The organism is Mesorhizobium sp. M1348, assembly GCF_040317925.1.
GTDB lineage: Bacteria > Pseudomonadota > Alphaproteobacteria > Rhizobiales > Rhizobiaceae > Mesorhizobium.
This window is the reverse complement of the sequence record NZ_JAMYLH010000018.1, coordinates 38215-58132: the sequence shown is the minus strand read 5'-3', so window position 1 is coordinate 58132 and position 19918 is coordinate 38215. Positions and strand designations below refer to the sequence as shown.

Annotated in this window: 8 protein-coding genes; 3 read left to right on the top strand and 5 right to left on the bottom strand. The window is 60.2% G+C overall.

Annotated features, from left to right (window positions below; translation table 11 throughout):
* Window positions 1–26 precede the first annotated feature (26 nt).
* On the bottom strand, window positions 27–3419 hold the full coding sequence (locus NKH13_RS24745) for a TM0106 family RecB-like putative nuclease (protein WP_352719195.1): 3393 nt from the start codon (window positions 3417–3419) through the stop codon (window positions 27–29).
* Between the two features lie 105 nt (window positions 3420–3524).
* On the opposite strand from NKH13_RS24745, the gene NKH13_RS24740 reads away from it, so the two are divergent.
* Both NKH13_RS24740 and NKH13_RS24735 read left to right on the top strand, forming a co-directional pair.
* Window positions 3525–4079: a hypothetical protein gene (locus NKH13_RS24740; protein WP_352719194.1), complete on the top strand. Its 555-nt coding sequence runs from the start codon at window positions 3525–3527 to the stop codon at window positions 4077–4079.
* Window positions 4080–4229: 150 nt separating this feature from the next.
* Window positions 4230–4418, top strand: coding sequence for a hypothetical protein (locus tag NKH13_RS24735; protein WP_352719193.1), 189 nt, complete (start codon window positions 4230–4232; stop codon window positions 4416–4418).
* Here the strand turns inward: NKH13_RS24735 and NKH13_RS24730 are convergent.
* Window positions 4412–5182: a trypsin-like serine protease gene (locus tag NKH13_RS24730; protein WP_352719192.1), complete on the bottom strand. Its 771-nt coding sequence runs from the start codon at window positions 5180–5182 to the stop codon at window positions 4412–4414. The two genes, NKH13_RS24735 and NKH13_RS24730, sit on opposite strands and share 7 nt — an antisense overlap.
* A gap of 204 nt (window positions 5183–5386) precedes the next feature.
* Between NKH13_RS24730 and NKH13_RS24725 the strand changes: the two genes are divergently transcribed.
* Window positions 5387–6298 carry an MBL fold metallo-hydrolase gene (locus NKH13_RS24725; protein WP_352915007.1) on the top strand — a complete coding sequence of 304 codons (912 nt, stop codon included), beginning with the start codon at window positions 5387–5389 and terminating at the stop codon, window positions 6296–6298.
* Window positions 6299–6346: 48 nt separating this feature from the next.
* Here the strand turns inward: NKH13_RS24725 and NKH13_RS24720 are convergent, their stop codons facing one another.
* The 3 genes from NKH13_RS24720 to NKH13_RS24710 form a co-directional block, all read right to left on the bottom strand.
* A complete protein-coding gene (locus tag NKH13_RS24720; protein ID WP_352915004.1) occupies window positions 6347–11653 on the bottom strand; it encodes a hypothetical protein in 5307 nt (1768 codons plus the stop codon).
* A 3-nt stretch (window positions 11654–11656) separates the two neighbouring features.
* A complete protein-coding gene (locus tag NKH13_RS24715) occupies window positions 11657–18955 on the bottom strand; it encodes a hypothetical protein (RefSeq protein ID WP_352915002.1) in 7299 nt (2432 codons plus the stop codon).
* Window positions 18956–19272: 317 nt separating this feature from the next.
* Window positions 19273–19905 carry a helix-turn-helix domain-containing protein gene (locus tag NKH13_RS24710; RefSeq protein ID WP_352719188.1) on the bottom strand — a complete coding sequence of 211 codons (633 nt, stop codon included), beginning with the start codon at window positions 19903–19905 and terminating at the stop codon, window positions 19273–19275.
* Window positions 19906–19918: the final 13 nt, after the last annotated feature.

Genomic DNA, 19918 nt, shown 5'->3' with positions numbered 1-19918 from the left:
TCCAATCCATCATCTTTACAGGGAACTTATGGATCGACCACCTCGGCCATCTCTAGATAGCGGCAGAAGCCGTTGGCGAGCTGCATCTGCCGCGGGGTACGACATTCTGGCTCGAATACATCCGGATTGGCCACGAGAATGCACAGGGCCTTGGCGCGGGAGGTGGCGACATTGAGGCGGTTCGCGCTGTAGAGGAACTCCATGCCACGCGGGGCGTCGGCATGACTGGATGTCGTGATGGAATAGAACACGATGGGCGCCTCCTGCCCCTGGAACTTGTCAACCGTCCCTACCCGCGCGCCGGGGAGGCGCGCCTGGATTTCAAAGACCTGGGCGTTGTAGGGCGCGATAACCAGGATGTCTTCCAGGGTGAGCGACGCCTCGTTGCCCTCGCGGTCGCGCAAACCTGCACCTGACGCAAGGATCCCCAGCACAATATTGCGGATACGGTCGGCTTCCTCCGGGCTGGAATTCTGGTTGCCGCTGTGCTGCACCGCGACATAGCGCAGGCCGCTCCCGCCAAGCGGGCCGTCCATCAGGATGGCCTGGTTCTCGAGATCGGGACGGGGGAGGAGTCGGCTTTCGTAGAACAGCTCGGAGGTGAACCGGCAGATGTCGGGGTGGAGGCGCCAGGTCTGCTCTAGGAATAGGCCCTCGTCGTCGGCGATGGTCTGCCGTCCGCCGAGAAGGTGGTCGAGGGCCGAGACCTCCGTACCTTCGGGGTGCGAGCCCTGCATCGGCTGCTCAAGCTGCTGCGGATCACCAAGGAGGACAAGGCTGGCTGCGGCCGGCGATATGGCAAGCACGTTGGCGAGCGACATCTGCGCGGCCTCATCCACGAACAGCACGTCGACGAGGCCAGCGGCATCGGGCCGGGCCCACAGGAACCCCGTGCCGCCGAGCACGTGGTAGCCGCTTGCAAAGGCGCCGAGGGCCTCGGGGTTCTTGGTGGTGAAGGTGAGGTGCGGGACATTGTCTTCCGCATCCGTGACCTTGTGCAGGGACTGCAGGTCGAAGTCTTCCTTCGCTGCTTCCTCGGCGGCCTTCGCGAGCAGGTTGCGAATGACCTTGTGGCTGTTGGCGGTCACCCCGACGCGAAGGCCGGCCCTGGCCAGCGCAAGGATCGCGTAGGCGCCGGTATGGGTCTTGCCCGCGCCAGGCGGTCCTTGGATGGCGAGCACGCCCTGCAAGGCCAGGACGAGGCGGCAGGCCGCATCGACCGGGCTCTCGCCCGGCTGGCGCAGCGCCGCGCCGCAGGCATCGGGCGGCCGCAGCAGCAGCAAATCGCGAGCCGCCTTGTAGGCACCGGGACCGCCGATGCCATGATCGGCCACGCACTCGCCGATCTGCACCAGGGACTCGGCCAGGACAGTCGTGTCGATGTAGGTATGGGCGAAGATCGCTTCGGGGTGAAGACCGGCAGTGTCGCCCCTTTTCTTGATGTCGATAAAGCGATGTTCCAGATCGACGGCCTCGACCTTGCCGAAGCGCTCGCCGCCGACGCTGCGCAAATCCTCGCCGCCGCGAAACTCCGCGTCCTGCGGGGGGAATCTATAGCGGTGGACAGGGGCCTTGGCGGTTCCGCCCACGGTATCGACGAACTCGAGGCCGGCGATGCCTGCTCGCTCATCCTCCAGCTCATCCGCGGACAGCGCCGCCAGCCGGAAATATTCCCACCAGATCGCCTTCTCCTCCCGGCGATGCCAGTCGAGCACGTTCGCCAGCACGTAGAGCGCCTGCTGCTCGGCGCTGCGCTCTGCGGAGTCCACGGGAATGCCATCGGTCAATTTGGCCCCGACTGCATCGATCCGTGCCTGCCAGGCTGTAATATCCGGCGGAGCGCCCTCTCCAGGTGGAGCCGGTCGGGGAATCTCCACGCCTGAGGCGACCGCGTCAGTCCGCAGGCGCTCCAGCCAGTCCCGAAGCCGCTCCGTCGAGACACAGTCATCTTGGTTGTAGCCCGTCACGACGGCCCGATCTTCCGCATTGATGCCGCCTGCATCTCCGAGCTCCAGGCGGGCCTGGACCTTGCTCAAGGCATAGTTGGCATCGGGCAGCGACACCGCGCGTACGAATTCGTAGAGCGGCTCCAGCTTCTTGATGGAATAGCTCTCGACGCTGGCGCGGATGGCGTGGCGGACCACCGCGTAGAGATCGACCAGGACCTGCCCGCGCAGCAGCGTGTCGATCTCTTCCTCGCGCGTTGCGTAGCGCCCCATCAGGCGTTTGAGCGCGCCCACCTCATAGGCCGCGTAATGATAAATGTGCATGCCGGGATGGTGCGCTCGCCGCTCGATCACGAAATCGACGAAGCGTTCAAAGGCGGCCCTTTCGTCGGGCGGCGTGAGACACCAGTCGGCGACGTAGGTGAGCGCGCCGTCGGCGTCCTTGAAGGCATAGCCGAAGAGATATTCGAGGCCGCCTTCGCCGACGAAGGGGTCGCCCTCGAGATCGAAGAAAATGTCGCCGTCGTCCGGCACCGGCAGGCGGCACAGGCCAAAGCCCGGTTCTATCGGCAGCGCTTCATGCAGGACCTGCCCGGCCGCGCGCCCCGCGACCTGGATCCGGGCCTGCTCCCGGATGCGATTGTAGGACGAAGCGGCGCCACGCTCCGGCTTCCACGGCAGCGGAAGGGGGAGCTCGGCCAGCGCAGCCATGGTGGCCACGTCGTGGCCGACGAGCTCGCCGCGCTGCACGGCCGTGATCCCGGCCACAAGGGAGAGGTGATCGTCCTGGTGGCGCCGGTCGTCGCATCGGCCGCGCCAGCGGCAGATATCGCAATGAGCGACCGGCTCCGGATAGGCGGCGCCCTTTCCGTTCAAGGACGCGACGAAGCGTTCCCGGACATTGCGGTAGTAGGCGGCATAGTCGCTGACCCGAAAGGCCTCCGGCTCGAAGTCTGTAAGGGGCGCGACAACGTAGGCGTATTCTGGCACGAGGCCCTGCACCTGCCCGACGAGGTCAGAATAGAGGCAGAGCTGCAGCACCGTCCCGCCCTTGGTTTCGCGGGCGAGCTTGGTGTCGATGACTTCGTAAGACCATGTGCCGAGATCGCTTGGCGTCTCGACGCGCCGAAGGATGTCGGCCCGGCCCGTGAAGGGCGGCGCGCGCAGCGCGGCTTGCACGATGATCTGCGCGCCGGCGCGCATCGCCTCGATCGTGGCGGCCACTGAGCCGTCATCGATCCCCTTACCTGCAATGACCGCGACATTAAGGCCGGACGCATGCAGATGATCGACGTAGGCCGCCTCGTGCGCGGCGCCGCGCTGCTGCAGAATCTCCAGCAGCGGGTCCCAGATCTTCGGCTTCTCAAGTGCGCCGTCCACAACCTGAAGGTCAAGCGCCGTCAGGTGGCCGCAGTTCAAGTGGCCGACCAGGTCGGAGGCACTCAACTGTAGTTCGGAGCCGATTTTTAGCATAAACAATGTCTACGCAGATTAGTGGCAGCGGGGCAATTGCGAGCGTGCCGAAGAACAGTTTTCCCCTTTACGAAATCTTCCCGTAGCGTCTTTATATTGCGCTAAATGACGCTCGAAGAACCCAAAAAATATCCTGGTGAGCTAGCATCCCCACAGCAGGTTCACGCCCTGGCGGAAGAATACCGCAAAGCAGCAAGCCTTCTCCTTCAGCTCAGCCGACCCGGCAAGCCGCTTACCCGAGCGCCGTTCAGAATGGCGGCAATCCATGCGATCGAACTCTATCTGACCGCACTTTTGCTCCACTTTGGGCTCAATCCCAATCAGATCCGCAGCATGCGGCACGACCTGTCGGCGCGGACGGAACACGCTTTGGAGGCGGGGCTAAGCGTTCGCGCCAAAACCGCCAAGCATCTTCAGTCCCTCAGCCAGAACCGAGAATATCTCGTTACCCGTTACGGCCCGGAGCTCGTAGCAACCGCCTCACAGTTGAACCGTCTCACCGCTACCCTCGAAGAGGTGGCGACAAAGGTCACTGTATTGATCACGCTGCCGCCGAGAAGGCCCAAGCAATCACACTCGGCCGACGGGCTTAAAGGCCAGTATCCAGCCACCCTCTTGCAAAAACCGAAACCCAAGGACACGACAAGTGCGCGCCAGTAGCAAGGACCACGCTGGAGCGGCAAATGCCACGCCACCGCAAGCCAGCGTGCAATTCAACGTGGCCTTCCACGGTGATTTGGAACATCTCAATCTCTCCGTGATAGTTCGGGCGTCGGGATCTCTTATTTGCCGAGCGTATCGAATGTGGCCTTGACCAAATTGCTATCTGGCCGCTCGCGCACCTACCGCCCTGGCTTCTTTGCGCGGTTGTTTCCAGCGGGAAAATGGAAGCTGACCCTAGACCCGAAGCTGTCGGGACATTTCCGGCTGGCTCAGGATAGCGAAGTCGAGTTAAGCCGACATACCGAACTCGCCATCTTGATGGATCACCGCTATTGACGGCAGTCCGCAAGGCCGCCATCCAATCCGCAGATTTTGTTGCCGGTCGTGGCGCCCCAAAGCTTTATAAAGCTCGCATCGTCAGCGGTTGACACACTGCTGAGATATGAAGTTTTCGTGCCCGGTACCTGGGACTCGTTCACACCGAACACGATGCGTGTCGTCGAATCCAACATGACGTACCCCGCTCCCCCACTGTCACCTCCGCATAGTTTCGCGCCGCCTTGCACTTCGTACCGGTTGAATTTTACTGGTATCTTTTTTACGGTCGCGCTCCCTACATACAATGTATCGCTCACCGGCCCACCTTCAGCTAAGCAGCCGTACCCGAGAAGAACGATGCTGTCTCCTGCCTTTACTGTTGCAGCGTCGGTATTTAGGACCTCGTATTTGAGATTGGGCGCAGTAATCGTGCTGGACGCTCCACACATTGCAATGTCAGCGGTTGTGTCTGCTGGATATTTTGGATTCGTTTGGCATTTCAGGGCCAGTGTTTGACCGTTGATTAGCGCCTCGCCGCTTGTACTTCCGTCAAGGCAATGTGCAGCAGTCAAGATTGCTTTGGGTCCAACGACTGTCGCCGTACAGCGGTTCGGTGCGTCGAAAATCAAGGTCGCAGGCCAGAGATCAGGGTCCGCCGGCGCACCGCCGACTATAAATGGCGCAAGAGATGCCGATCGTTCAATCTGCGTCAGCTTAAACTCGGCCCGCACCTCTGTTGCGCAACAGCCAAATAGTACCACCACCATCAATCGCGTTAACATGACCCCCCCCCATTGCTTGTCACTAAATCATAGCTACATCTTGGTTTAGCACGCAATTCAAGAGCGATCTTAGTTATCTCAGATCTAGTGGGTCCGCCAATGAAAATATGATATGGGTGTTTTGGTTTGCCTTCCGTGCCGAGCGCCAATTAAGGTGACGTGGGTAAGACCGGTGGGCTTGAAACGTTGAAGACGGGGCCTGAAATGTGGTCAAAGCTCGGGGCGAGGTTAGCGCTCGCGACGGTATGTTGCTTGGCACTGGTTTTAGGGATGCTCACGCAACCAACCAAGGCCGCGGACTATGAGACCGTGCCAGTCACGGGTGTCCCGGACGCCTACATTTTCCGTCACAAGGACCAACTTGCTTTCTTTGTTGTCACGACTGATGGTGTGGTTGTGACCGACCCGATGAGCCACAAAAGTCCCGGGACAGCGGCGAAATACTTGGCCGAAATCAAGAAAATAACAAGCAATCCCATCAAGTACGTCATTTATAGCCATAGTGACCCGGAACGAAGCGGCGGGGGGCAATTGTTCAAGGATGAGGGCGCGAAGTTCGTCGCTCATGCTCAAGCAAAAAAGTTACTGGAGAAGCAGAAGCTCGACGATCCCGCCAGTTTTGATACCGTTATGCCGGACCAGACGGTAGACAAAGGCACACCTTTCGAATTCGACCTTGGTGGAAAAAAATTCATCGTCAAAGATGTAGGACGCAATTATTCCAACGACATGCTGGTCGTGTTGCTCAAGACCGACAAGGTGCTGTTTGCCGTTGATTTCATCCCGCTCAAAACGCTGCCCGCGGGGAAAATGGAGCGCAGTTGGATCCCTGACTGGGAGGTTTCGCTGAAGACAGTATATGACGATCCGGACTGGGATAAACTTGTGCTCGGAAGCCGCTATGGAGGTGTCGGCGAGGCGTCGAAATCGGACGTACAGGCGCTGCGAGACTATTTCACGGCCCTGAAGGCGGAGGTCAAGAACAGGGTAGACGACTGCTGGACCGTCGCGATGCACGAGATCACGCTTCCCGCCTTTGCAAATTGGGGCAACTACAAGGATTTGCCCGGAAACGTCGAGCGCTATTGCTATTACTGGACAGCCGACCCGAAATGAGGGCAAATCCGTTCGTACAGCCGGGATACGCAAGATTGCGTCAGGATCTCAGCTGTCAGCTGGAGCGAGTTGTGCGAAGCTTTCATCAGAGCTGCCATCTCTCAGTATAGAACCCATGTTGTGCGGGGACCTGAACGGTATCGTGCACGCGAACATGGGGCCTCGCTCGGCGGTCACGACGTCGCCGATGACGTCGCCGTCCGCCACCATCACCTCGGTTTCCTCGACTATAACCGCGTAGCGTTCCTGCTTACTCGTTTGCGGCAGGGTGATCTCTTGCAACCAGGTAACGGTGTTGCCGCTCAGGCTCGGCACAAGTTTGGGATACTCGAGTGGTTTGCCGTTGACCAATAGCGGCATATAATCGACGTCTTTCCCCTTCGACGGTATGCCATCCGTTTTCACTGCGCGGCAGACGCGGATGCGAAGCCTGGGACGATCCATGAGATGCCGTTCATCAGGGATCTCATCGCCTTGGCTTTCGTGATAGCCAATCCCTGTCACAGTAACGAGTATCTTGCGCTTGTCGACGAACTCGACAATCGCTTTGCGCTGCGGCGGAATTTGCGCCCATTCGGCGACGGGATACGACAACGCCAATCTCGTCTCACTCGAATTCGGCTGATACCTTGCCAATCCGAGGCGGATGAACGGGAAATAGGACTCGCCCGGAGTGATCGGAAGGTCGCTGTACCAGACGTCACCGCGCTGGGCGTCGAGCTTGGGCGTGTATGTGGCGATCGCGACGCGAACGGTGTCCGGATCCGCGGCCTGCGCTTTCAGCGGTTGGGCCGGATCTGGCGGATCGTTGGGGCAACCCTTGTCGATGTCCAGCTGAGGAATGCCGCCAGGAAGGTCGGCATCGCGGTGGCGCAACTGCAGCGGGAGATTCGCTACGCGGGACTCGGCGGACACAAACTGGTCGGCCGGGATGAGATCGCTGAGGTCGCCGGAAAGATGAATCGGATCAGCCCCCCAGCGGGTCAAAAATTCTTCCTTGGGATTGATGACGTTGGGCGCCGCCCGATCAAGCAACGTGCACCTGGCGACCTCGTCAGCAGTGGCATCGCTGAACAAATTAGGCGGCCAGCAGATAACGGCAAGGCGCTCGCCTTCGCCGGAACTGTGCCACGGCCGCTTGAGATACACTCGCAGATCCACGTTGCGGGTAAAGGTAATCTTGTTCTTCCTAGGATCGATATCCCATCGAAATACCGGAAGGATTCGATCGACGACGGGAGACGCCGGACGTGCCGTTGAAGGGACCCAAAGGGTAACATCACGAGCGGAGTCGCGCTTCTCGAAGTCCTCGGGTTTCGGATCGCCCTTTTTAGCATCGGCTGCCGGTTTTGCGGGCTTATAGAACTCTGTAAAGCGCGAGATTCCGTGCAGACCAAAGGTGACGCGGCGCGCTTTTGTGTCCGGGAAATCGATCTTCAAGCCACGAAGTCCGCCCGTTTCGTCGCGTATCAGCGAAAGATCCGAGAGGCCTGCGCGCCCATCGTCGCGAACGATCTTATCGACGCTGAAGATTGCTGGGCCTGCGCTGCTCGGCACATGAACGAACGCCCCATCTTTTAGCGTTACGTCGTCCTTGTATTCGCGCCAGACAGCCTCGAAACGCAGCTTCCCGGTCGATGCCCGATGAACCAGCGCAGTACCAACAAAAAAGGTTTGGCTGGCGTCTTCTTCGCTTGGATAACAGAGCGGCGACTCGACGTTCGCAGCGACGTATTTGGCCCAATGATCCGCTGACTGCTCAGCCTCAGGGAGAGGTTTTACCCGGACGGCGCGAAGGGCCGCGACCCCAGCGCGTTCAACCGCATCGTCCTCGCATTTCACGCTGACCTCTTTGACGCGCGGTGCGTCTATCGGCCTCTTCACGGGATTGACCACGCGCAAACGACGCTGGTCGGTGATCGTCGGCACTGGACCACACTGCTGTTGAAACAGCTCCACCAACGGCATCTTCCCCGCGACCAGTTCGGACACCCGGGCTGTCGTCGGTTTCTGGAAGAATTCGACAACGTTCGACAAGGCTGCTGCGACCTTCGAGTGCGCAGCAGGCGACGTCGCATCTTCCTTGATCTGGTTTTTCAGGCCCGTCTGAAGTTGCGTAAGGATTTTCAAGCCGGAGGCCACAGGCCGCAACGATGCTAAGTCGTTTTCCTGGTCGGTACCGGACCAAAGGAGAAGGTCGATATCCGCCCCTGGACCGATTTCGAGCTGAACGGCAGGCGGGTTCTCTTTGTCGAGCAAGGTGATCTTGTGAAGCGGTTGACCCGCCGGCGGAGAGAGTGTGCGGACCTTGATGCGGACTGGACGGGCTTTGTGAACGGCGTCAGTCGCCTTTTCGTAGAAGTGGAGCGTCTTACATTCCACGCTGTCGTCGATGGGCGCATCGTGCTGCAATACGCGCACGTGACATTCGCGTGCGAGCGGATCAGGATAATACGGCAGGGCATCCTCTGAGCCTCCGGGCTTTAGCACCTGGCCGGGATTTGTTCCGCCCTTCTTGTCTTTGTTCGGTCGCGCGTTCGGAAACTCTCCGCTGGTTAAAATTCGGTGATACTGGTTGAACGCGCCAGGCGGCCGCTGCGCGTAGCTCTGGTCAAATTGACCGTGTGCTTCTGCCAAATCGAAGGTCGAGCGCGGGGGCACAAGATACCGCGTGGCCCGCGCGCCGACCTCGCGGAGGATCACCGTCATGGCTTGCTCTCCGCGCAATTCGCTGGGCTGTTTAACGACCAACGGATCATCGGGCGGCAGCAGAACTACAGGCGCGCCAGCGCGTTCCCCGCGCATGTACAGAAAGCCTTCCTCCGCTTCCCTGCCGCCGACCGCTGTGGTCCCGGGTTTCCCGTTCTGGGGCACGCGCGTGTAGAATAACTGCGCCGCCGTCGGCAGCGAGATGCTGCCGCCGTTGGCGTATACCAGACGGGCGCCCAACCAGTAGCGGCGACCAAAGCGAAGCGGTGGAATCCCGCCACCCTCGGAGGGCTTCTTGGCCAGTTCAAACCCAAGATTGGCGCCCAGTTCGCAATATGCGTCGACCTCGGTGACTGGAAACAGCTGGTCGTATTTGTTGGGAAGCTCCCAAATGCGTTTCCTGAGCTGCTCGTCGGTTTCGCCCTTGCGCTGTTCGGCTATCGCAGGCGGCCGCTCGCCGGTGCCGACCGCGAGACTGCCGCCGGTCCATACCGCAACCGTCTCCTGTGGCACGTATTGCTCGACGATCTCATTGTTTTTGGCCGGGTCCTCGTTGCTGACCGTCCGCGTAATGGGCTTGACGAATCCATTCTCTCGGTCGACATCGTGTTGAAGCCAATCCGAGAATTCCTTTTTGATATCCTTGGGGTCGTATCGCACTTGCCGGTCGGTGAGTGTGCGCCAACGTTTCATCGGAGGTACTTCAGCAACGTTCTTGCCGCAGATGCCGACGTCGAGCCGATAGCCGATGACCAAATCCTCGGCGTAGAGCTGTATTGCTCCACCATCGATCTTGAACTCGGCTGTAGTTATTTCCTCCACGATCTCCTTTGACCGATCCCTGTCTATCAACGCGATCCCGCGTGAACGCAGGTTTGGCAGCGCCACCTTGATCTGACTGTCCAGCTCACCTTTCTCGCGCGCAGTTGTCCGTGAGTGTCCGGTGTTTTCCAGCGCCTGCACCGCCGCATCCACGTCGAAGTCGACCAGCCTGAAGCGTGCCTGCGTATCCTTACCCGGGGCCGCGAGATTGAAGACACCGCGCTCATAAACGAGCGGGGCGTCGTCCTCGGCAAGTCCCTTGATCCTAACATTGATCGCGAATGCCGCATGAAGTTTCGGACACGGTCCAAAAAAGCCGTTAACCCCATCCTTATCCGCCAGCATGGTTGCGGTGGTAACCCGACGGTCTTTTTCCGACCCGTCTCCAAAATCCGCGAACATCCAGAAGCATTGGTCAGAGTTGTAAGGCAAGCTGCCGAGTTTCAACTCGACGTCGATGATAAAGCCGAGAAATTTCGCCAACGAGGGATGGCTCAATATGCTCAGGAATTTCCTGCGCGCGATTTCCACGGGCTTGTTGCAGGCGTCTGAGAGTGCGTCGACGCTCTGCACGGGGGTATCCGGTCGCCAGGCTGCGTGATAGGCGGCGACGGCGCGCTGCAGCGTTGCTTCGCCCTCAGCACGTTGCGCCCTGGCTTTTTCTTCCCGATCCTGCCGGTCCTTCGCGCTCAGACCAGGCTCTTCCGGCATTTCCGAAAATCGGCCGCGCGTCCATGGAGAAGCGTCGACGGCCATCTGCGCGAAGTAGTGGTCCAGCGTGCCCACTTCGGAGCGGCGTGTAAGTGACGCAATATCGGGAACTGCTGTAACCTTGAGACCGCTCTGAGTTTTCCTGATGGCAGCGTCCAGTTCGAACGTAAACTGAGCGACCTTCAGATTGTACGCCGTTTCAGCAGCGAATTGCTGGCCGAAATGGCGAACGAACGAGCTGGAAATGTAGTTCTGTACACCGGTGGCCTTCGTACCTGTCAAAGGCCCTTCCAACGTTTTGCCAACCAACATCACTTGGCCGGTTACGTCTTCCGGCACCTCGTCGTTACTATCTGTATTATACCACCGGGAACTCTCCGTTTTTTCGTTAAGCAACCGATTGGTCAGCGTATCCGACGCGAAAATGCCGAACATGCTGCTGTTGACTGTGTCGAAAAATGCCGGCGACACCATCGGCCGGGCCAGGTCCCAAGCCTCGCGCTTGCCGTCGAACGCGAGTTGACCGGCGGCTGACAGGAGCATCACAGCGGTCTGCGAACCGTAAAGGCCCTCGACGCCCTCTGCGAGAGTCGCGACCGGATAGCTCATCGGACTTCCTATGATTGCACTGACTGCGTCATTGCCAGCACCACCCTTGTTTCTCTCCATCTTGAGCAACTTGGGTTGATCTTCTTTCAGTGCCTCCATCAGGTTGTCGAACTGCGCCAAGTCTCCGCAATCCCCCAGGAAAATCCGGCGCCATAAGGCATTTGCGGCGTCGGCGCGGCCCTCGTTGAATTCCTTCGACAGCGGAGCGTCTTTTGGATCGTTTCCGTTGCCGGTGATGTTCCCACGCGCATACCAAGCGATCTCTTTTGGCGGATTGGCGTCCGCAAAATCGGCGTTCGGATTGCTGCTCACAAACAGCTTCAGGTTTTTCCTGTTTTCCCAGATCCTCCTTGGCCAGTTCTCGATGTCGACCTCGGTGCCGCCGGGAAAATCCCTGAAATCCGGCATCAAAGCCAGGCTGACCCGTAAAGACGAAGCATTGCCGGATTTATCCCGCTGGAAACCATCGGGGATTACGCGTGCCACAATCTTTGCTTTGATCATCCGCTAGGTTTCCAAAAGATCCATATCGAAATACGTCCGGTAATCCTTCCAACGCCGCATCTTCGGCGGTACTCGCTCGATAACCTTGTAGAAGATCTCGTTTGGATGACAGCCAGCTTTCACCATGGGATGCTGGCTGGCGTCGAACAAAACGGCTTGTCCGCCACCGCCGCCACTGCCCGCGACCTTGTAGGTTGCCGTGAATCCGTAGGATATCTCGGCAAAGCCGACCTTGAAGGTGAAGCGGTACGAGGACGAGCCTCGCATATTGCCGTTCTCGTGCTCGATGGCGACTTCGATGTTCACGGAAATGCTGAAGCACGCGATGCTGCCCTCACCCACCGCATGGACGAAGCCCTTGATATACGTGCCGCCGCCATGGGCGCAGCGGATATAGATGCCGGCCATCACCCGGCCGACCGCGCTGAGCGGGCCGAACGAGAGCCCGACAATGGCGCCAAACTCGAATGAGCATTCGACCATTACGAATTCGCGGCCGTTGGCGGTCAGGGCCACGAAGCCACCGCCACCGTAAGGCGGATAGGAGATGATCAGCGGCGCGTCGGCGGAAGCGAGCGCGAAGCGGAATCGCGCGTCGCGATCCTCAAACGGCAGGTTGGCGGTGACCGAGAAGCCGACGTTGTAGAGGATCAGTCCGCCGAGCGGTACGATATCTTCCGAGAACTCGAAGCCAGCCTCGATGCCGAGCGGGAAGATCGTCGGGCGGACGTAAAAGCCGCTATCATCGCCGTAGGAGAAGAATGACTCAATGAGCTTGATGAACTGCAGCTCGTTTCCGATCGCGACGTCTTCGAGTTTTGCGTCGAAATCGGGCTTTCCCCCGTTCACTGATGTAAACCGGGCTTCTCGAAAGGTTAGTGTCAGAAAGTTGTTGGGTGGTTCGCTTAGAATGTTGATGATGAAAGGCCTTAGTACGCCTTTGACTTCAACCGTTCGCTTGCCAGGGTCTAACAAATCGATGCTCACCCGCGCTGAAAGCGTGAGGTCATCTTCTGTAGAACTAACCATCTTGAAAACGGGCGGAAACGGCTGCAGCTCCGTCTTCCAGTCGAAGCGCTGCTCGATCTTAGTCGGCAGAAATGCCGCGAGTGCCTTTTTCAGTTCGGCTTCGAGCAGGTCACGGACACGATCGAGATCGATCAGCGCGGACAGATTCCCTTGCGCCAAGCTCTCGATGATGCGCGCAAGCGCCCTGATGCTCCGCGCCAACGCAGGCTCCTGCGCCGCCCACCGCTTCTTTAGTTTGTCCGCCTGGGCGAACCCCTCGGGCCGTGTAGCATTGGCGCTAACCTTGGTTTTGATGTCCGCCAACTCGCCGCGGTCGGCCTTGATCTGTGTGGTGTCCTTAAACGCTTCGATCACGTCGGCGCTGACGACCGCGGTCAGGAACGCGGCGCGACGCCTCTTCTCGTCGCTGCCCGTGGTCGTGTCGAAGACATCGGCGACTGTGTCGAGCACGGAGATCGCGAGATCGTGGACGGCCACCATCGGGTTGGTGATCTCGAGCAGCGCTTTGGCGGCGGCACTGCCGAGCTTGTCGTTGACGGCATTGAACGTCGGCGCGGCCTGCAGGACCAATGCCGCGACGCGGCGGTCGTGTTGCGTGGCGTAGGTGAGAACCTCGCCGCCGAGTGCGGCGAGATCGGCGGGAAATGGGCCGCCGGCGACCCATTTCGCGATCCCGCCGCCGGCACTTCGCAGATCCGACATCCTGCCGGACAGCGCTGTGGCAGACGCTGTCAATTCCGAGATCGCCTGCTTGATGTCGGCCAGGTGCCGCGCCAGCGTCCCTGTCAGCCTGGCGGAGAGTAGCTTGATCCGATCCTCGAAAGGCTGCTCTTTCGATCCATGCGTGCCGGCAACCTCGCCTATTGAGGTGAGGCTCTCGAGCAGGAACAGAATATTGCCCACAATGTCTGCGACCGCACGTTTCGCGGCTGCGATATCCTGATCAAAAGCCGTTGCGACAACTGCCGCTTTGAACACTGGAGCACGCTTCTGCTCCAAGGCCAGATCGTCGAGCGCCTTGGCCATGACGCCGGCCTGGAGGATCATGTCCTGGATTGCGGCGAGCGCATCGCGTCGCAGCGCCAAGATTTTGCCGGACAAACTAAGTGTCTCGGCGATCTTGGCGCAATCGCCCCCCATCTTCTGCAAATCGGCGCGACGCTGCTCCAGCTCGCCGATCGCCCGGGCGGCGCGCTCATGGGCTTGCGCCGCCGCCGCGCGGGCTTCATCCACGCGCGCCCGGATCGAGGCCGGCGTTTGCGCCGGCAGCTGTACTGTACCGAGTTGTGTCGCGATCGCTGCGATATGCTCGGAAAGCGGCCGTCCCTTCCCGATCAATTCGTCGGAAATGTAGATGGCAAAATCGATTGCGGCGGCACACCACTTGGCGAGTTCACCCGCTGCCGTAAATACGGCCGACGTCTCGGCGATTCGGGCGAGCGCCAGGGCAGCGTCGAATACTTTGTTGGTGAGCGCGATCAGTTTTGGCGCAACGTCGCGCGCATTGTCGTTGATTATCGCGCTGATTTCCGACGCCAGCGAGCGCAATGCCATATGGGCCCGCGCGATCGGTTCGCCGGCAATCTCGTACAGCAGCGCATTGGAAAGCCGCTTGTAGACCTGCTCCGGATCAATCGTGGCGAAGTCGTCGCATGTGGTTTTCTCGACAGCTTCTCCGAACAACAGCTCGGCGAGCTTCGGATCGGTGATCAACCCTCCACAAAGCGCGCCGATTTCCTTGAGGATCTCCGACTTCAGATCTTGGGCGATCTTCTCGAGATCCTTCTCGGCGCCGTCGATCTTGAGTTTGGCAAGCTTGCGGACCTTTTCCCATTCGTTGCCGACGGTCGCGAGAATATCGCCGACGAGCGGCGGCATCGGGTTGTCGCGAATCGCCTTTGCTTCTGCGATCAGGGCATTCCCCGCGGCGACGACTGCCGACGCATGAGCGAATAGTGTGGCAAGATCCGCTCCGCCTTCAGCCGCACTCTTTGCGGCTTGGACGCGTGCAATCAGGGTGTCAAATGCACCGGTAAGGCGCGGATACAGGCTGCGCCAGTTAAAGTCAGGTCCGAATTTCTTCTTAACCGCTTCGTCGATGTCGGCGAGCGCCTGGCCGAGCAAGCCGCTGCCGGGAGTGCCATTGCCGATCAACGCTTCCGCGACCTGTTTGATCACGTTCTTGGCGTCGGCCAGTTGGTTCTCGAGTCCGCCGCCACCGAAGCTCATTTGCTCCTGCAGCTTGGGAACCTTTTGCTCTTTCTCGCTCAGTTCGCCCGCGATCAGGTTTTTCTTGTTATCCGCGCCGGCAAAGGAAACCGTTTTGAGCACGTCGGCGAGCGAAAAGATACCGAGCAGCTTGGGCAGCTTGTCGGCGCCGCCAAGAAACTCCTTGGGGTCGAAGCGGCCTTCGGAAAGCGCCTTGAAGTCCCCCGTCGGTGGCAGGCCGTCGAGCCCACCGATCGGCGCCGATTGCGGTTCGCCCGTGACCAGCGCAGTGACGCGCGAGCGCTTCGTGCCGCTGCCCGGCTGCGGCCCGCGCCCACCGACAGGACCGAACTTGCGCGACAGCGCGACCACGCGCGTGCTCGGCTTGGCAAAGCCGCCAACAACGTCACCGCCGCCGGAAAAGTCGAGCTGGATCGCCGGACTGAGCACGTCAAGGAACAGTTCGGAAGGATTCTGGTCGGGCGCAAATGCATGCCGCACAAACAGCTCGTTGAAAGCAACCGTCATCCCACCAGCCGGCTTGCCGACCAGGCGGTCCAGGCTTTGCACCGTGATGTTCGCCGTACGCATCACCGGGTAGTAGGGCGGTTGATCGGAGCCCTCCATGATGCCGTCCATGCGGAACGATTCGATCGGCGGGTCGCCCGGCTTCGCCACGTTTTCGATGAAACGGCCGGTGGCGGTGAGCTCCCAGTTTTGGGTGTCGAAGTCGGTCTCGCCGTCCTTCAGCGAGGCAGCGTAACGGCGGCGCACGCTGCCGTGTTTTGCCAGGCGCAGAGGATCGGCCGGTAGGTTACGATAGTAGGTTTCAACCAGCGCCTTCATGGTGTCGGGGATGTGGGCCGCAACGTTGTCGACAAAAATCAGCGGAGCACGGATCGGCTCGGCATCTGCATCCTTGCGGAATTGAAACTCGAAATTGTTGTCTTGGCCCTTGCCGACGCGTGGCCAGAAAACCAAACCTACTGCATCAGCGCCGTCCGGTTTTTTCAGCCAAATGCGGCCATTCTCTTCGGCCTGTGCTGGCGTCCCGTCCTCCGGATCGCGGATATCCGGAGTACGACCGGTGACCATGGTGATAGTGTCGGCCGGCCACAGCCGACCGTCATGTGCCTGGCCGAAGGCAGGAAATTGCTTCTCGCGCTTGCCGATAAGGATGAACAGCCGTTGTATCAGGTAAGCGGTCGGCCGGTTGTTGATGGGATGCGGGTAGAAGCGCCGTTCCGTCACCTTGAGCAAACTGGCGCGATGGCCGATCGGAAACAGAAATCCCTTGTAGGAGACTTCCACAAAGATATCGCGACCGAGCACGGCACGGTGGCGCCAGCGCTCCAGACGTAGGCTTGGATACCAGTTATCCTTCAGGTCCGGGTCGCACTTCCAGGGGAAGCTGGGATCGCAAACCAGATCGGGATCGCTCGGGTCGTAGACAATCGGCGATGGAGGCTCCCACTGCCCCTCGCCGACGAACGTACCTCCCATCGCGGTGAGCAGCAAATCCGCCGAGGCCAGGGGCTTGGGTACATACACGCCCTCGTCTTTGACGGTAGTCGGATTGTCTGGGTGACGCCTGTCCCACAAACCGATGCCTGGAGGAAATAAGATGACCGTGCCGGCGGCGTCGGTTGCCAGCGGATTCTTTCCGATTTCGGTCGGCTTGTCCTTTAGAGCCTTGTCCTTATCCAACACGATGCGCCTTAGCGCGGGCAACGCGTAGACAGAGCTGAGCGTTACCAACTCCCGCCGATCGCTGCGGCTCAACGACAGCGTCAGGTCCTTCCTATCGGGGCGCGTCGATGGCTCGTGGAATTCCGGGCGGCTCTGGTCGCGGTCGGCGGGCGGGTTGCCGCGCAAAAAATCGAGCAGGATGTCGCGCGCCCAGATCGCCCGCACGCTCCTGCCGCCATCGACCGAGTCGAGACGCGCGTGCCAAAGCGGCGTGGGATCCTTAGGCGCTCCCAGGACATGCGGAGGAATGATCCACTTCGCGCGGCTATCCGGGGAAAGTATGAGGCGGTAAGGAAACTCAATTGCTGTTTCGTCCTCGCCCGGTGGTCGGATTGATTGGACAATCTTGGCCAGCGCCTCGGCACGGTTGGTACCCTTGTCAATGCCGACCAGGTTCATCTGATCGGACAGCGCGGTGTTGATTGGCAGCGCACGCTCGGACACCACCTGCGCCAGATCCGACCAATCGGTCAGCGTCTTGATCGACAGATCCTTGGCGGCGAGCTCGTTGGCATTCTCCGGCTTGACCTTAAAGACCAAGCGCGTAGGTCGGCTCAGCCTCGCGCGGACCACCCGCTCAAAGGGAGTGTCCGGTTTGAGAGTATCTTTTTGGGTGCCTTTAAGCCGATCCCGCTCATCAATATTAACAGGTGCAGATCCGAGACCAAGCTGCGTCTTCTTGGCATGCTCGGCAACGTGCTGCGGGGGAAACTCAACGATGAGCTTGTAGGCCAGCGCATCCTGGTCGGCCTGGAGGCCGACCACGGGCTCGATCCGGCGCGGCACCAGCCGCGCGCGTTGACCGTTAACTAGGATCGCGAAATTGCGGAATCCGAATGTGAGGCTTAGTAGGTCCTGGCTGCGCAGGACCTGCAACTTTCCCTTGTCCAAAGGCGCAATGAAGAACGGCGCGGTGTCCAGCAGCAACAGGCCTTTGCTGCCTGACGCCATGGCAACAGCCGCCTCATCCGACGCCGACAAAGACCTGCTTTCTTGGGCAGGCCTCGGGGGCGTTCGCCGCGCCTGTACCTTGATCAATTCAGGTTCCCGTTCGGCAAGAGCGGACAATGGCCCATCGTCCACGATGTCGGGCGGTGGCGCGCCGACGCTGCCGAGCCGGATATCGAATGGGATCGGAACGAACGTGATCTTGGCAGAGTCTACCCCGGTAACCGGCACATGTGCCTCGTGGAGTTCGGCCGGAATCGACAGAGGCGGGGCTAAGCCGTTCTTGAAGGTCGTGACGATGCCATCGACATCGTTTCCGGCGACCGACAGCACTAGGTTCGCGGTTTCGATCGAGTGCGCGGCCCGCGAAACGCGTGCCGTCATGAAGCATTGCCGCACGCCGGTCGGCTGAACCAACGCTATCGGCGAAAGACGCAATCCGGCTAGGTCAGTACGAATGTCTACAGCATTGCCGTTGGTAACCGCAGCTTCGGCTTCGCCCAGCACCGTGAAGGCAGAAACGGCCGAGCCATCTGGTCGCGAGACAAACCCGAACTCAGCCCGCTGGATCGAATCGAACGTCAACGAAAGCGCGCGCCTGCCGATCTGGCCGGGCTCCGCGCGCGGCTTTTCGATCTCTGGATTTAGCATCGCGAGGATGCCAGCGCCTTGAGGCGCGGCTTCGCTTAAAACATCGAGTACGTCCGTGGCGGGACGGCGGCCAATACTCAAGCAAGCCTCTCGCGCTGAGAGGCGGAGTCCGTGAAGCGAAGCGGAAACGATCGGTTCCTCCGCACGCCAGCGAAGACACCAATCGGGTGTGAAGCTGACCACCGTCTCGCGACGTTGGAAGATGACAGGTGACCCAGTGATGGCGCTCAGCGGCGCGATCCCTTTCACCTGTGCCAGCGCCGGCTGCAGTCCTTCAAGCCAAGGGGCAAATGGCACGCGTAACGGCACGTCGAGATGGTGAAACCGAACCGATAGATACCATTGTCCGGCGATCACCTGCAGATTGGCGACGAAGTCGGTCGAAAGCCCTACATCCGCACTGGCGGTGCGGAGGACGCGGATCCAATGTTCTTGTGCGCGACTGTAGCAATGAAGCTTGGCGTTCTTGCCGAATAACGCGCGATCAACTCTCCATTCGTGTCCGTTCAGACGGGCGACAAAATGGTTGCTGTCGTAAAAAACTTCGAGCTTCCCAGGAGAGCTGCGGTTAAGCAACAGACCTGCAGAACCAACTGCCGATCCGATCAATACTTGCCGGCGCGTAAGCGCTAGTTCTCGCAGATCAGATCGTTCGTGAGCCAACCTTCCGTCTTTGTAGCGGTCCAGCCACGCGAGAGCATGCAAATATCGGAACATAGCCCCCAATCCCCAGCGAGCTTGCATCTCAGATTGCAATCCCAGATGGTTGCATAGTCTGCTTGCTGATTCAACGAAGTAATGCGCAATTCACTTGACCAAACTTCGCTGAAACGACTTGGGAAGACCTTTAGACGGCAGCGGGGGCGCCTTGTCGCCCGAAGGCGGTTGACCAGACGAAGGCAGTTCCCAAACTAGTCGCGCGCGACTTGCCAGTCCGCTTTAACCCATAGGCGAATTGATCGGGGCCCTCGCGTGGCGTGTTCCACATCTTCGACTTGCAGCCCTCGACATCCTCCGCCAGCAACGTCTCGATTTCAGCCAGCTTGCTGCCGCTTGGCGGCAAGCTGATCGGCGAAGGCAAACGTGCCGCCCTCGAGCGAGCGATAGGACGGCAAGCCGCCTTTCGGCCTCAGCGAGCCTTTGCTTGGCCCTTTCACGGCATCGGCGGGAGGATCGACATAGAGACCGACGATGTCGCGGACCTTGGCGGCCAACTTCGGATCGTTGGAAAGCTTGAAGGCACGGATGCGGTGCGGCGCCAAGCCATGAGCTTTCCAAATGCGCTGAATCGAGGTCAGACCAACGCCCGCCACCTTGGCCATCAGCCGCCCGGTCCAGTGCGTCGTCTCGCCGGACGGATCGCAGAGCGTCAGGGCGACGACCCGCTCGGCCACATCCAGCGGCAGGCGGGGCGTGCCGGGCGGCCGGGTCTTGTCGCGCACCAAGCCCTCGACGCCTTCGTCCATGAACCGCGCCTGCCAGCGCCACACTGCGGTCTTGCTGACCCCCGCCGTCCGCATGATCTCCACTGTGCCCACGCCATCGGCCATGGCCAGCACGATCCGAGCGCGCCAAACATGCTTGTGCAGGCTGTTGCGGTCGCCAACGATCGACCGCAGTCGCCTACGATCTGTTGGGCTCAGATGGATGACAACGCCAGCACGCACATCCCGCAGACTC

What these genes read in the sequence shown, in the direction of transcription:
- NKH13_RS24725 (WP_352915007.1), top strand. Translation starts at nt 5,387, where the DNA reads ATGTGGTCAAAGCTCGGGGCGAGGTTAGCGCTCGCGACGGTATGTTGC.
- NKH13_RS24730 (WP_352719192.1), bottom strand. Translation starts at nt 5,182, where the DNA reads ATGTTAACGCGATTGATGGTGGTGGTACTATTTGGCTGTTGCGCAACA.
- NKH13_RS24715 (WP_352915002.1), bottom strand. Translation starts at nt 18,955, where the DNA reads ATGTTCCGATATTTGCATGCTCTCGCGTGGCTGGACCGCTACAAAGAC.
- NKH13_RS24745 (WP_352719195.1), bottom strand. Translation starts at nt 3,419, where the DNA reads ATGCTAAAAATCGGCTCCGAACTACAGTTGAGTGCCTCCGACCTGGTC.
- NKH13_RS24720 (WP_352915004.1), bottom strand. Translation starts at nt 11,653, where the DNA reads ATGATCAAAGCAAAGATTGTGGCACGCGTAATCCCCGATGGTTTCCAG.
- NKH13_RS24740 (WP_352719194.1), top strand. Translation starts at nt 3,525, where the DNA reads ATGACGCTCGAAGAACCCAAAAAATATCCTGGTGAGCTAGCATCCCCA.